Below are 12,608 nucleotides of genomic sequence, written 5' to 3' on the forward strand. Positions count from 1 at the left end.
GAATAATTTTATTAATTAGGGAAATAATTCTAGGTATATTATTCAGGAGGTATATATATGAATAAAATAGTTTTATTAGGAAAATTAATTAAAGACCCTGAACTTAAACAATTAGATAATAGTGATAAAGTAAATACTAGATTTATTATTGCAGTTGAAAGAAGCTTTAAGTCATTAGATGGAGTTAGAAAATCAGATTTAATACCTATAAGTGTTTGGGGAAAAAAAGCAGAAGTAATATGTAAGTATTTAAAGAAAGGAAATTACATAAGTATAAGTGGAAGACTTAGAACTGGAAGCTATGAAGATAAGGATGGAAATAAAAAATATATAGCTGAAGTTGTTGCGGAAGATTTTAAATTTGTTGGTGGTAGAATTAATAATGTAAGTGAATATAAAAGAGAAATTAAATAAGCATAAAAAAATAAATGTAAAAAATTATAAAAAATTTTCTAGAATATATTGTAATTCATTTAGAAAGTATGTTATAATAAATTCAAGTTATGGTAACGTATTCACGTTTCAATTATGGTTGTTTAGGGGAATTATGAGAAAAAAAGAAAGCTGTGGGAGCTTTCTTTTTTTTATATCTATATGGAAAATTTATACTTAAACATTAATCGACATAGTGACAATAAAAAGTTAAAGAAAGTATTGTACTATGTAAAAAAAATACATTTTATAGGAAAATTACGAAAGATGTCAATAAAAAAATAATTATACAAACACTCTTTGACATATTTCACACAATATCTATGATATATTGAAATAGAAGGGTTATTTTAATATATTAAAGGGGGATGGAAATGATTAAGGAGAATTTTGTATTTTCAAGAATTAACAATGGAATAGAAAGGAAGTATTATTACAAGTTAATTAAGAGTATAAGAGGAAATGAAGACGTATTTGGAATAGAAGTTGAAAGGGTAGACATAAAAGGAGATATAATCATAGATTCTTTTAAAGATTCTATTGAATTAATATCACCAGTAGAAGAAAAGGTAAAAAAATTATTAAAGATGCTTTATGATAATCAAGTATCACCTATTCATTTAATAGATATAATAGGTCCATTTGCAGATGAATATGTAAATGATTTTAAAGAAATTAATTTTAATTAATCTCATATAATATTTTTTATAAATACCTAAAAGAAATATTTATATTTATAGTAAAATATAAATATAAATGTATTTTTAAGAAGGTGAAATAATTGATATTTGGAATAGGGACAGACATTATAGAAATAAATAGAGTTGAAACTGCATCAAGGAGAAATCCAAAGTTTCTTGAGAAAATGTTTACAAAAAGAGAACTTGAGTTTTTAAATAGTAGAAAATTTAAATCTGAGACTTTAGCTGGATCATTTTCAGTAAAGGAAGCTGTAAGTAAGGCATTAGGAACTGGGATAAGAGGTTTCACATTTAAAGATATTGAAGTTCTTAGAGATAACCTAGGAAAGCCTGAGGTTATATTAAGTGAGCATATAATAAGTATCTTTAAATTAAAAAATATAAACATACATGCTAGTATATCTCATAATAATGATACTGTAGTATCGTTTGTAGTAATAGAGGTGTTGTAAATATGGAAATTTTAAGTAGAAAAAAGTGTATGATTATAGATAAGGAAACTATAGAATGCATAGGAATTCCTTCTATTGTACTTATGGAAAATGCAGCAAATTCAATTATTAAAGAAATTGAGGAATTTGGTGATAAGGTTGTTATATTTTGTGGAGTTGGAAATAATGGTGGAGATGGACTAGCTATAGCTAGAAAGTTACATTTACTTAACAAAAGTGTAAAAGTTATTTTAGTTGGTAATGATGAAAAATTAACTGAAGATAATAGAAAGAATCTAAAGATAGTAGAAAATATAAATATAAATGTAATTAAATTAAATAAACCAATAAATTCAATTAATAGAAGCTATATAATAGAAGAAATAAGAAATTCAGATTATGTAGTTGATGCTATATTTGGAGTAGGTTTAAATAGAGAAATAAAAGGTATATATAAAGAAGTAATAGAATTAATAAATAAGTTTTCTAAATTTACAGTTTCTATAGACATACCTTCAGGGCTAGACTCAGATACAGGAGAGATTCTTGGGGTAGCAATAAAAGCTAATAAAACATTTACTATAGAAGTTATGAAAAAAGGATTTTTTCAAACAAAAGCTGTAAACTTAATTGGTGATATAGAAATAGTAAAAATTAATATTCCAGAATTTATAAAAGAAAAAAATAGCGAAAAAACTTACATAATAGAAAAAAATAAATATAAAGAAATGATTCCAATAAGAGATATCACTGGACACAAGGGGAAATATGGCAAGGTTTTAATAATAGCAGGTAGTAAAAAATATAGTGGAGCAGCATTTATAACAACTGAAGCTTGCGTTAGAACAGGTAGTGGATTAGTTACATTATTATCTCACAAGGATATAGTAAATTCATTAAAATGTAGATTAATAGAGGCTATTGTTGATGAATATTCAATAGTTAAAGATATTAAAGATTTAAATTGCTTTGATGTAATAGCTTGTGGACCAGGACTTAGCACTGAAGAAGAAAGCGTTAAAGTATTAGATAAAATAATAAAAGAAAGCAAATGTAAACTTATTTTGGATGCAGATGCTTTAAATATAATAAGTCAAAATAAATATATGCTAGATAGTTTAAAAGGTAGGGCTATAATAACACCACATCCAGGTGAATTAGCAAGATTAATAGGAGTTTCTATTAAGGAAATTGAATCAAATAGAATAGATATAACAAGAGATTTTGCAAAAAAGTATCAAATTATAGTATTACTTAAAGGGTATAATACAGTTATATCAGATGGAAAAAACACTTTTATAAATCCAACTGGAAATAGTAAGATGGCTTCAGGAGGAATGGGTGATTGCTTAACTGGAATAATAACATCATTTGTAGGTCAAAAAGTATCTATGATAGATTCTGCATTGCTTGGCGCATACATACATGGATATATAGGAGATACACTTTCAAGTTCCAGATATTCAGTTAATGCAAGAGATATAATAGAAGAATTACCAAAAACAATAGAAAAATTATGTGGAAATTAGAATAAATCTTACGTTAGCTTAATATTAGTATTAATAAACAATTAAGCTACGGAGGTTTAAATGAAAGTTTTAGATAAAATAAAAAGTAATTTCAATAAAAAACAAAAAAATGTTAAATCAAAGGATAATAATCTAAAAAAGAAATTATTAATAACAGTTTTAATGATAATACCCTTTATTTCAATAATACTTATAATATCATTAAGACATGTGGTAACCCCAACTAATGAAGATATATTAAATACTGTTAAAAATTTAGATGATTATACATCTATAGTTGAATATACAATAACAAATGATAATGGAACATACAATCAAAAGGCGGAATTATCTTATTGTAAAGATAACGGTATAAGGTTAGATTTTGGGGAAGAGCTTACAAAAATATATACTGATGATAGTATAACTATGATTTACAATAAAACAAATGAAAAGTATGAGGTAGATAGAGAACTAGATAGAGTATATGACTTGGCTGCAATGAAAGAACTTTTTAAAAACCCAATTTTAGAATTTAAAGAAGGACAAGAAGAGTGGGGAGATTTAAAATATTTAAAGGTTGAGTTTGATTTAGTAACTAAAAATCTTCATATTGATAGGGCAACTTTATATATAGATAAAAATAAGAAAGAACCAATGGTTTTAAAAATATTTGATAGTAATAATAAAGAAAGAATAAAAATAGAATATAGAGAATTTTTGAATAAAAAGTTATGTGAAAAGGATAAGTTTAAAAAATAAAAATCAGCCAAAGATCAAATCAAAACATTACAAAGGGTTAAATAATTAATTTAAGTGTACATATAGGATAAAAAAATGGGTATCAAATGATTTTAAAAAAATTTAAAACAAATTTAAATATATAATACAAATCCTTTGACATTGTGACATACTTTTATATATAATTTGAATATACATAAAATTCTTTGTTGAATTAGGAGGAATTATCATGTCACGTCAAAAGGATTTAGAAAAGTTAGGTCAATTAGAAGAAAGTTGTAAATATAATGGAGATAATTTAATAGTATATATAGATAGGGAAAATAATAAAGAAATTGAGGATATTATGAAAAAAGGATATCAAGAGATGGCTTTATTAAATTTACAATTAGCTTTAATGACAGAACATGAATTAGTTGATGTTGATGATTATGAGACATGGCTTTGCGGAGTGTGATAATTCTTATGACGACTATGGTAGTAAAAAGAGGAGATATATTTTATGCTGATTTGAGCCCTGTTATTGGATCAGAACAGGGAGGGATAAGACCTGTTATCATAATTCAAAATGATATAGGTAATAGATATAGTCCTACAGTTATTGTGGCAGCTATAACATCTCAAATTAATAAAGCAAAATTACCAACACATGTTGAGATATCTTCAGAAGAATATGGGTTAAATAGAGATTCTGTAGTTCTACTAGAACAAATTAGGACATTAGATAAAAGAAGGCTTAAGGAAAAAATAGGACATATGACAGATGAAGATATGAAAAAGGTAAATAAAGCTTTATTAATAAGCTTAAATTTAATTTAAAGTAATTAACAAAATTTTAATAAAAGATGAACAAGCTATGCGAATGTAATCATTTGCGTAGCTTTTATTGTTTTATAATATCTATTAATTATATAAAAGTTCAATAAAAGATATGTAAAGGATATACTATTACAAATAGAGTATACTAAAGTGTTAAATATGAGATACTAATTCAAAATAGTATATATTATTATGTATACAAAGTGGAAAATATATGATAAAATAAAAAACGTAAATAGCGGAAAACTAAATCTATATAATGTTAAATTAATACTGGGAGGATAAAAAATGAAAATGAATAAACAAGAGCTAATGGACACAGCTAAAATTATAAGAAAAGACATAGTATCAATGTTAACTGAATCTGCATCAGGGCATCCAGGTGGATCATTATCAGCTGCAGATATAGTAACAACATTATTCTTTAATGAAATGAATATTGATCCAAAAAATCCTAAAATGGAAAATAGAGATAGATTTGTTTTATCAAAAGGTCATGCTGCACCAGTTTTATACAGTGCTTTAGCAAGAAGAGGATTTTTTAGTCCAGAGGAATTAAAAACTTTAAGAAAATTTGGTTCAAATCTTCAAGGACATCCTAATATGAATGATTTACCAGGAATAGATATGTCAACTGGATCACTTGGTCAAGGTGTATCAACTGCTGTTGGAATGGCTCTAGCAGGTAAGGTCGATAACAAAGATTATAGAGTATATGCTCTACTTGGGGATGGAGAATTAGAAGAAGGTCAAGTATGGGAAGCTGCAATGTCAGGAGCCCACTACAAATTAGATAATTTAACAATATTTATAGATTTTAATGGTCTTCAAATAGATGGAGATATAACTAAAGTAATGAACCCTTCACCAATAGATAAAAAGTTTGAAGCTTTTGGTTGGAATGTATTAGTAATAGATGGACATAATTATGATGAAATATTAGAAGCTATAGAAAAGGCTAAAAATCATAAAGGTCAACCAACTGCAATAGTATGTAAGACTGTAAAAGGAAAAGGTGTTTCATTTATGGAAAATGAAGCAAGCTGGCATGGAACAGCTCCAAGCAGAGAACAATGCGAAGAAGCTTTAAAAGAAATTGGAGGGGACAAATAATATGAGTAAAAAAATAGCAACAAGAGAATCATACGGAAAAGCATTAAAAGATTTAGCTGAAATCAACAAAAATGTTGTTGTATTAGACGCTGACCTTTCAAAATCAACAAAAACTGCAGAATTTAAATCAGTTGCACCAGAAAGATTTTTTAACATGGGAATAGCTGAAGCTAACATGATGGGTGTAGCAGCAGGTATGTCAACTTGTGGTAAAATACCTTTTGTTAGTACATTTGCTATGTTTGCTGCTGGTAGAGCATTTGAGCAAATAAGAAACTCAATTTGTTATCCAAGACTAAATGTTAAAATATGTGCAACTCATGCTGGTTTAACAGTAGGAGAAGATGGAGCTTCACACCAAGCTATTGAAGATTTATCATTAATGAGAAGTATTCCAAACATGACAGTTATAAATCCATCAGATGATGTAGAAGCGCAAGCTGCTATAAAAGCTGTTGCTGAATTTAATGGTCCTTGTTATGTAAGACTTGGAAGAGCTGCAGTTAATGTTATAAATGATAATGCTGATTATAAATTTGAAATAGGTAAAGGAGTTACTTTAAAAGAAGGTAACGATGTTACTATAATAGGAACAGGTATAATGGTTGATACAGCTATAGAAGCTGCAGAAATTTTAAAGGCTGAAGGAATAAATGCAAGAGTTTTAAATATTCATACAATAAAGCCTATAGATAAAGAACTTTTAATAAAAGCTGCTAAAGAAACTGGTGCAATAGTAACAGCAGAAGAACACAACATAATTGGTGGATTAGGTTCAGCTGTTTCAGAAGTTTTATGTGAAGAATATCCTGTACCAGTATTAAAAGTTGGTGTTATGGATACTTTTGGTGAAAGTGGAAAACCAAACGAATTATTAGAAGCTTATGGATTAACTGCAAAAAATGTAGCTGAAAAAGCAAAGAAAGCTATAAGTTACAAAAAGTAATAGAAAAAATTACCTTATTTATGATATAACAGTATAGTGAAGGCTATACTGTTATTTTTATATATAAAATTATGTATTTAAATTATGAGGGTAATATGTAGGGTGATTTAAATCGTATGGGTTCATAAAATTTAGAAACCAATTTAAATTGTATTTAATCAGAATACTTTAATTTATGTAATAAAAGCAATAGAAAAAATTTAAAATAAGCTCCTTTAGAATATGTATTTGAATTTCAATATAAATAGTGAACTTACATTATATTAATGATTAGTTATATAAATTAGTATTGGAAAGAGATATATACAGAAATATGTATTTTATTAAATAGAATTGTTATATATAAAATTATAAATACATTAAATATATTTAACCAAGTTATTATTTTTACTAAAACTTATGATTAAAAAATTACATAATAAAAGCTATCAATAGAAAATGGGCTTTATTAATTATGAAATTTATATACTAGAAATAAAAAGTTATTTTAAAAGTACAAGTTATTAAGCTTAGAAAATTTATAAAAGATAACAATGAAATAAGCCTTTATAATTATCAATACTTTGTTATTCAAAGGATTTTGTATCGTAGGATAGTATAATTAAAGCTAGAGAAACTAATAATAAAGTATTGAAGAATATTTTATTAAGAATTGGGGTGTTAATTAATGGAAAAGAGAGTGTTAAAAGATTATGTAATAATAACATTGGGGGTAATATTAGTAGCAATATCAGTAGAATATTTCTTCGCACCAAATAACTTAGCAGCTGGAGGAGTTACTGGATTTGCTATAGTAGTAAATAATTTTATACCATCAATAGGTGTAGGTATTATAACATTAATAATAAATATTATTTTATTTGCTGTTGCATTTATATTTATAGGTGGAAATTTTGGAAGTAGAAGCGTTTATGCAACCTTAATGCTTTCAGTAGTTATGTGGATTATTGAAAAATTTCTTAATCCTTTTGCAATAACTCATGATTTAGTTATTGCTACAATAATAGGAACACTTATATCAGCTTTAGGAATAGCTTTAGTATTTAATGCTAATTCATCAACAGGTGGAACAGATATTTTAGCAAAAATTATGAATAAGTTTATGCATATTGATATTGGTAAAGCTTTATTAATAGTAGATCTTATAATTACAATTTCAGGAGCTTATGTGTTTGGATTGGATTTAGGTTTTTATTCAATGTTAAGTGTAATAATACTTGGTGTATCAGTTGATAAGTTTATAGAAGGGTTTAATTCATGTAAACAAGTAATGATTATAAGTGATCATACAGAAAAAATAAGTAAGTTTATACTAGAAGAGCTTGAAAGAAGCTATACCGCAATAAAAGGAGTAGGTGGATTTTCTAAGAAAGAAAGTTATATAATATATACAATTCTAAATAGAAATGAATTTATAAAATTAAAGAAACATATAAGAGATGTAGATAAAAGAGCTTTTATTACAGTTGGAGAAGTTCATGAAGTTTTAGGAGAAGGCTTCTCAGATATTAATGAAGCATAATTCTACAAAAAATTTAATAAGTTCTTGTAGAAATTTATCTTAATACAAAAAACTTAATAAAATATTATATTATATGTGTAGATACATGTGATATAATGGTTCTGTATAATGGACAAGGGGTTTATGGAGGAGTCCAATTTATAAGGAGTGTTTAGAGAATGATAGAATTTAAAAATGTATCTAAGGTTTATGATAATAACGTAAAAGCTCTATCAGATGTCAACGTAGAAATAGCATCAGGTGAATTTGTCTTTCTAGTTGGTCCATCAGGGGCAGGTAAATCAACATTCATAAAAATGTTATTAAAAGAAGTAGAACCTTCTTCAGGAGAAATAGTAGTTTCAGGTCAAAATTTAGCAGATATAAAGAGAAAACAAACACCATATTATAGAAGAAAAATAGGAATGGTATTCCAAGACTTTAGATTAATACCTAATCTTAATGTTTATGAAAATGTTGCCTTTGCTATGAAAGTAGTTGAAGCGGCACCAAAAGAAATAAGAAGAAGAGTTCCGATGGTGTTATCATTAGTTGGATTATCACACAAATATAAGATGTTTCCACATGAGTTATCAGGAGGAGAACAACAAAGAGTTTCTTTAGCAAGAGCAATAGTTAATAATCCATCAATTTTAATTGCTGATGAGCCTACAGGAAACCTTGACCCTGATACAGCGAAGGAAATAATGGAACTTTTAGATGATATTAATAAGGCTGGTACAACTGTTCTTATGGCAACACATGCTCAAGAGATTGTTAATGATATGAAAAAAAGAGTTATAGCTATTGAGAAAGGTGAAATTGTAAGAGACGAAAAGAGAGGTAGGTATAATGATGAAAATTAATACAGTAAATCATTTTATTTCTGATGCCTTTAAAAGCTTGAGAAGAAATAAAACTCTTTGCTTTGCATCTGTTATCACAGTACTTATTACATTTTTTGTTTTAGGTATATTCGTACTTATAAGCAAAAATGTAGGTTTAGCTCTTAATGATGTGCAGTCAAAAGTAGACGTTAGAGTATACTTAAAAGATGATATCAAATTAATTGAGCAAAGAGAAGTTGAAATAAAGTTAAATGAGCTTCCAGGTGTTAAAGAAATACAATATGAATCAAAAGAACAAGCATTTAAAAATTTCCAAGAAAGTACTAAGGAAAGTAAAGGACTATTAGAAGGATATAATTTAAATAATAATCCTTTCCCAGCATCATTTGTAGTAAAATTACAAGACCCTAGTTATGCAAAATCAATAGCAGATGCTGTTCAAAGTATGCCAGGGGTTGAAAGTATAGGAAATCAACAAGATATAGTAAATACAATTACTAAAGTAGTAAATGCATTTAGAGTTTTAGGATTTGTTTTATTTGTAATACTAACTGGGGTTGCTGTATTCTTAATTATGAACACAACAAAATTAACTGTTTACTCAAGAAGAAGAGAAGTTGGTATAATGAAGTTTGTTGGAGCTACTGATTGGTTTATTAGATGGCCATTTATAATTGAAGGAATGATAATAGGGCTTATAGGTTCAGTATTAGCAATAATATTCTTAGTACTTGCATATAATGGATTTGTAAGTTGGATTTCAGATAAAGTACTATATATATCATTACTTCCAGTAAGCTATGTTGGAACTAATTTATTACTATACTTTGGATTAGGTGGATTAGTAGTTGGTGGTGTATCAAGTTATGCTTCATTAAGAAAATTCTTAATAGTATAAAATTATTAAATATGAATAAAATATTATTATAATAACTCAGTAGGAAGAAATTCCTACTGAGTTTAGTTTAATATGGAAAAATTTTATAATTTAAGTTATACTATTAAATTATATGGCTTGAGAAGATTGAAAGGATGTTGTGGTTATGTATCAGTATAATAAAAAGAAAAATCAAAACAACAAAAAGGTTATCTACATAATGTTAGGTACTCTTTTTGTTGTTTGTTTATGTTTAGGGAGTTTTTATTTAGGGAATTTATTTGCTACTAAGGGATTAGTTCTTGCAACTACTAATTCAAAGGTTGATAAAGAGCTTAAGGAATTTAATAACGTTAAGGAATATAAAGAATTATTTAAAGTTAGAGATGCATTAATAAAGAATTACGATGGAGAAATTAATGATAGCATAGCCGCAGAAGGAGCGATAAAGGGAATGGTTAATTCTCTTGGAGATCCTTATACAATTTATATGAATAAAGATGAATATAAAAAGTTTAAAGAACAAAACTCAGGGGAATATATGGGGATTGGGGTGTATGTTGGTGTTAAAAATGACAAGGTTACAGTTATATCACCAATTGAAGATTCTCCAGCATATAAAGCGGGAATAAAAAGTGATGATGTTATTGTTGCTGTAAATGGACAGCAAGTAGGTAATGATGTAGATAAGGCTACTTCATTAATTACAGGAAAGGAAAAAGAAGAAATAACTTTAACTATAAAGAGAGCTGGTAAAGATACATTTGATGTTAAAGTAAAAAGAGATGTTATAAAAACTGATTCTGTAAAAGGTGAAATGATAGAAAAAAATATTGGTTATATTCAAATAAAATCATTTAATGCAAATGTTACAGAAGATTTTAAGAAAGAAATAGAAGATTTAAAATCAAAGGGTATGAAAGGATTAATATTAGATTTAAGGGGAAATCCAGGTGGCTATCTTAAGGAAGCGGTTGGGGTTGCATCACAATTCATACCAAAGGGAAAATTAATAACGTATACGGTAGATAAATATGATAATAGGTCAGAAGAATTATCAAAGGGTGGTATAGCAGAAGGAATGCCATTAGTTGTACTTGTTGATAAAGGAAGTGCCAGTGCATCAGAAGTTGTTACAGGAGCTTTAAGAGATTATAATGTTGCTACAATTATAGGAACTAACACATTTGGTAAGGGGATAGTTCAAGCACCAGTAGAATTTAAGGATGGAAGTGCACTTAAAGTTACTATATCAAAGTATTACACACCAAATGGAGAAAACATTCATAAAAAAGGAATAAAACCAGATATTAATGTAGAGTTATCTAAGGATGTATTAGGAAAACAATATAATAGAAGTTTAGATAATCAATTTAAAAAAGCATTAGAGATTATAAATCAAAAGGTAAGTAAGTAGGAGGAAAGATGGACTTAATTTTAAACGCAATAAAATCAGTAGCATATATTTTTATAGATCCATTATTTATAATATTTTTAATTGCTATGTCCTTTGTGTTTTATGTAAAAAATAAAAAATTAGCTTTTATGCAAAGAATGATTATAGGGGAGAATATTAATTCTCCCTTAGAATTAACTTTATCTCAAATAACATTAGGAATAATTGCAGGCTTTCTTGCAAGTATATTAATAAGCATTTTAGGAATAACGTTTAAAGAGGGGTCAGGTATAGAGTTAATATTTAGTTTGACTATTTTATCTATATTTTTTAGAGGAAGAGCAATTAAACTTCCTTACTTAGCATTTATTTTTGGAGCTTTAAGTATAGTGTTTACATATTTTAAAATTGGGGGAAGTGATATTAATTTATTTAGAATAAATATTACTTCTTTAATAGCACTTATAGGAGTTATATACATATTAAAAGGTTTTTTAATTATATTTGATGGTAGCAAAGGATCAATGGCAGTATTCTCTAAAAAAGAAGAAAAAATAATTGGAGGATATGTATTGAGTAGAAATTGGATGTTGCCAGTTGCAATATTTATAGCATTAAAATTGAGTGGAGATAGTGCCACAACATCAGACGTTATAAATACTCCATCATGGTGGCCTTTATTAAACTCAAGTAGTATACTTGAATTAATAAAAGTTTCAGTTTTAGTAATGGTTCCTTTTTTTACTTTAATAAATTATAGTGCAACTACTTTTACTAAAACTAAAAAAGAAAAAAGTAGATTAAGCGGAATATATACAATTTTATATGGAATTATAATTATTTTAATTTCAATATTAACAAAGTTTGGACTGGCTATGGAAGTATTAGCAATAGCACTAACCCCTATAATATATGAATTTATATTTAGGTTTGAAAGAAAAATGGAAGATAAAAGAGAACCTATATTTTTTAGTGATGACGCAGGAATATGTGTTTTAGATGTAATTCCTTTTTCAAGAGGATATAATGTTGGAATTAAAGCTGGAGATAAAATAATAAGATTAAATGGTAATAAAGTATTAAATGAAAAAGAAATATATGCATCAATTACTAATAATTATATGAGTGTGGAATTAGAATTAATAGATTTATGTGGAAATAATAAAAAAGTAATGTTTGAAAAAGGAAAAATGCCAGGAATATTACTTGTACCAAAATCTATAGATGAAAATAAGAAAATTAATTTAACGAAAGAAAAAATATTAGAAATGGTTAAAAAGTTAAAGAATAAATAA

General features: G+C 26.8%; 14 protein-coding genes. All 14 read left to right on the forward strand.

Going from position 1 to position 12,608, the window contains the following annotated elements; translation table 11 throughout:
• Positions 1 to 57 precede the first annotated feature (57 nt).
• The 14 genes from Q4E08_RS02130 (at position 58) to Q4E08_RS02195 (ending at position 12,608) form a co-directional block, all read left to right on the forward strand.
• Positions 58 to 414, forward strand: coding sequence for a single-stranded DNA-binding protein (locus Q4E08_RS02130; protein WP_303127713.1), 357 nt, complete (start codon positions 58 to 60; stop codon positions 412 to 414).
• Positions 415 to 806: 392 nt separating this feature from the next.
• Entirely contained in the window at positions 807 to 1,121 is a 315-nt protein-coding gene (locus Q4E08_RS02135; RefSeq protein ID WP_303127715.1) for a DUF6514 family protein, read from the forward strand.
• A gap of 92 nt (positions 1,122 to 1,213) precedes the next feature.
• Positions 1,214 to 1,585 carry a holo-ACP synthase gene (gene acpS / locus Q4E08_RS02140; RefSeq protein ID WP_303127717.1) on the forward strand — a complete coding sequence of 124 codons (372 nt, stop codon included), beginning with the start codon at positions 1,214 to 1,216 and terminating at the stop codon, positions 1,583 to 1,585.
• Between the two features lie 2 nt (positions 1,586 to 1,587).
• Positions 1,588 to 3,093: an NAD(P)H-hydrate dehydratase gene (locus Q4E08_RS02145; RefSeq protein WP_303127720.1), complete on the forward strand. Its 1,506-nt coding sequence runs from the start codon at positions 1,588 to 1,590 to the stop codon at positions 3,091 to 3,093.
• A 60-nt stretch (positions 3,094 to 3,153) separates the two neighbouring features.
• Positions 3,154 to 3,834: a germination lipoprotein GerS-related protein gene (locus tag Q4E08_RS02150; RefSeq protein WP_303127722.1), complete on the forward strand. Its 681-nt coding sequence runs from the start codon at positions 3,154 to 3,156 to the stop codon at positions 3,832 to 3,834.
• A 208-nt stretch (positions 3,835 to 4,042) separates the two neighbouring features.
• Positions 4,043 to 4,270 (forward strand): hypothetical protein, encoded by a 228-nt coding sequence (locus Q4E08_RS02155; RefSeq protein ID WP_303127724.1) that lies wholly within the window; start codon positions 4,043 to 4,045, stop codon positions 4,268 to 4,270.
• An 8-nt stretch (positions 4,271 to 4,278) separates the two neighbouring features.
• The gene (locus Q4E08_RS02160; protein WP_303127726.1) at positions 4,279 to 4,632 is read left to right on the forward strand and encodes a type II toxin-antitoxin system PemK/MazF family toxin; all 354 of its coding nucleotides are present in this window, start codon (positions 4,279 to 4,281) and stop codon (positions 4,630 to 4,632) included.
• 288 nt (positions 4,633 to 4,920) lie between these two features.
• Positions 4,921 to 5,745, forward strand: a complete 825-nt coding sequence (locus tag Q4E08_RS02165; protein ID WP_303127729.1) for a transketolase — start codon at positions 4,921 to 4,923, stop codon at positions 5,743 to 5,745.
• Position 5,746: 1 nt separating this feature from the next.
• Positions 5,747 to 6,691 carry a transketolase family protein gene (locus tag Q4E08_RS02170; protein WP_303127731.1) on the forward strand — a complete coding sequence of 315 codons (945 nt, stop codon included), beginning with the start codon at positions 5,747 to 5,749 and terminating at the stop codon, positions 6,689 to 6,691.
• A gap of 667 nt (positions 6,692 to 7,358) precedes the next feature.
• On the forward strand, positions 7,359 to 8,213 hold the full coding sequence (locus Q4E08_RS02175) for a YitT family protein (protein ID WP_303127733.1): 855 nt from the start codon (positions 7,359 to 7,361) through the stop codon (positions 8,211 to 8,213).
• Between the two features lie 158 nt (positions 8,214 to 8,371).
• On the forward strand, positions 8,372 to 9,058 hold the full coding sequence (gene ftsE, locus Q4E08_RS02180) for a cell division ATP-binding protein FtsE (RefSeq protein WP_303127736.1): 687 nt from the start codon (positions 8,372 to 8,374) through the stop codon (positions 9,056 to 9,058).
• Positions 9,048 to 9,938: a permease-like cell division protein FtsX gene (gene ftsX / locus Q4E08_RS02185; RefSeq protein ID WP_303127823.1), complete on the forward strand. Its 891-nt coding sequence runs from the start codon at positions 9,048 to 9,050 to the stop codon at positions 9,936 to 9,938. The genes ftsE and ftsX overlap by 11 nt, the downstream gene beginning before the upstream one ends.
• A 145-nt stretch (positions 9,939 to 10,083) precedes the next feature.
• The gene (locus tag Q4E08_RS02190; protein WP_303127738.1) at positions 10,084 to 11,334 is read left to right on the forward strand and encodes a S41 family peptidase; all 1,251 of its coding nucleotides are present in this window, start codon (positions 10,084 to 10,086) and stop codon (positions 11,332 to 11,334) included.
• An 8-nt stretch (positions 11,335 to 11,342) separates the two neighbouring features.
• Positions 11,343 to 12,608 carry a signal protein PDZ gene (locus Q4E08_RS02195; RefSeq protein ID WP_303127739.1) on the forward strand — a complete coding sequence of 422 codons (1,266 nt, stop codon included), beginning with the start codon at positions 11,343 to 11,345 and terminating at the stop codon, positions 12,606 to 12,608.

Source organism: Clostridium sp. (genome assembly GCF_030532265.1).
Lineage (GTDB): Bacteria > Bacillota > Clostridia > Clostridiales > Clostridiaceae > Clostridium.

What these genes read in the sequence shown, in the direction of transcription:
- Q4E08_RS02130 (WP_303127713.1), top strand. Translation starts at nt 58, where the DNA reads ATGAATAAAATAGTTTTATTAGGAAAATTAATTAAAGACCCTGAACTT.
- Q4E08_RS02135 (WP_303127715.1), top strand. Translation starts at nt 807, where the DNA reads ATGATTAAGGAGAATTTTGTATTTTCAAGAATTAACAATGGAATAGAA.
- Q4E08_RS02145 (WP_303127720.1), top strand. Translation starts at nt 1,588, where the DNA reads ATGGAAATTTTAAGTAGAAAAAAGTGTATGATTATAGATAAGGAAACT.
- Q4E08_RS02150 (WP_303127722.1), top strand. Translation starts at nt 3,154, where the DNA reads ATGAAAGTTTTAGATAAAATAAAAAGTAATTTCAATAAAAAACAAAAA.
- Q4E08_RS02155 (WP_303127724.1), top strand. Translation starts at nt 4,043, where the DNA reads ATGTCACGTCAAAAGGATTTAGAAAAGTTAGGTCAATTAGAAGAAAGT.
- Q4E08_RS02160 (WP_303127726.1), top strand. Translation starts at nt 4,279, where the DNA reads ATGACGACTATGGTAGTAAAAAGAGGAGATATATTTTATGCTGATTTG.
- Q4E08_RS02165 (WP_303127729.1), top strand. Translation starts at nt 4,921, where the DNA reads ATGAAAATGAATAAACAAGAGCTAATGGACACAGCTAAAATTATAAGA.
- Q4E08_RS02170 (WP_303127731.1), top strand. Translation starts at nt 5,747, where the DNA reads ATGAGTAAAAAAATAGCAACAAGAGAATCATACGGAAAAGCATTAAAA.
- Q4E08_RS02175 (WP_303127733.1), top strand. Translation starts at nt 7,359, where the DNA reads ATGGAAAAGAGAGTGTTAAAAGATTATGTAATAATAACATTGGGGGTA.
- ftsE (WP_303127736.1), top strand. Translation starts at nt 8,372, where the DNA reads ATGATAGAATTTAAAAATGTATCTAAGGTTTATGATAATAACGTAAAA.
- ftsX (WP_303127823.1), top strand. Translation starts at nt 9,048, where the DNA reads ATGAAAATTAATACAGTAAATCATTTTATTTCTGATGCCTTTAAAAGC.
- Q4E08_RS02190 (WP_303127738.1), top strand. Translation starts at nt 10,084, where the DNA reads ATGTATCAGTATAATAAAAAGAAAAATCAAAACAACAAAAAGGTTATC.
- Q4E08_RS02195 (WP_303127739.1), top strand. Translation starts at nt 11,343, where the DNA reads ATGGACTTAATTTTAAACGCAATAAAATCAGTAGCATATATTTTTATA.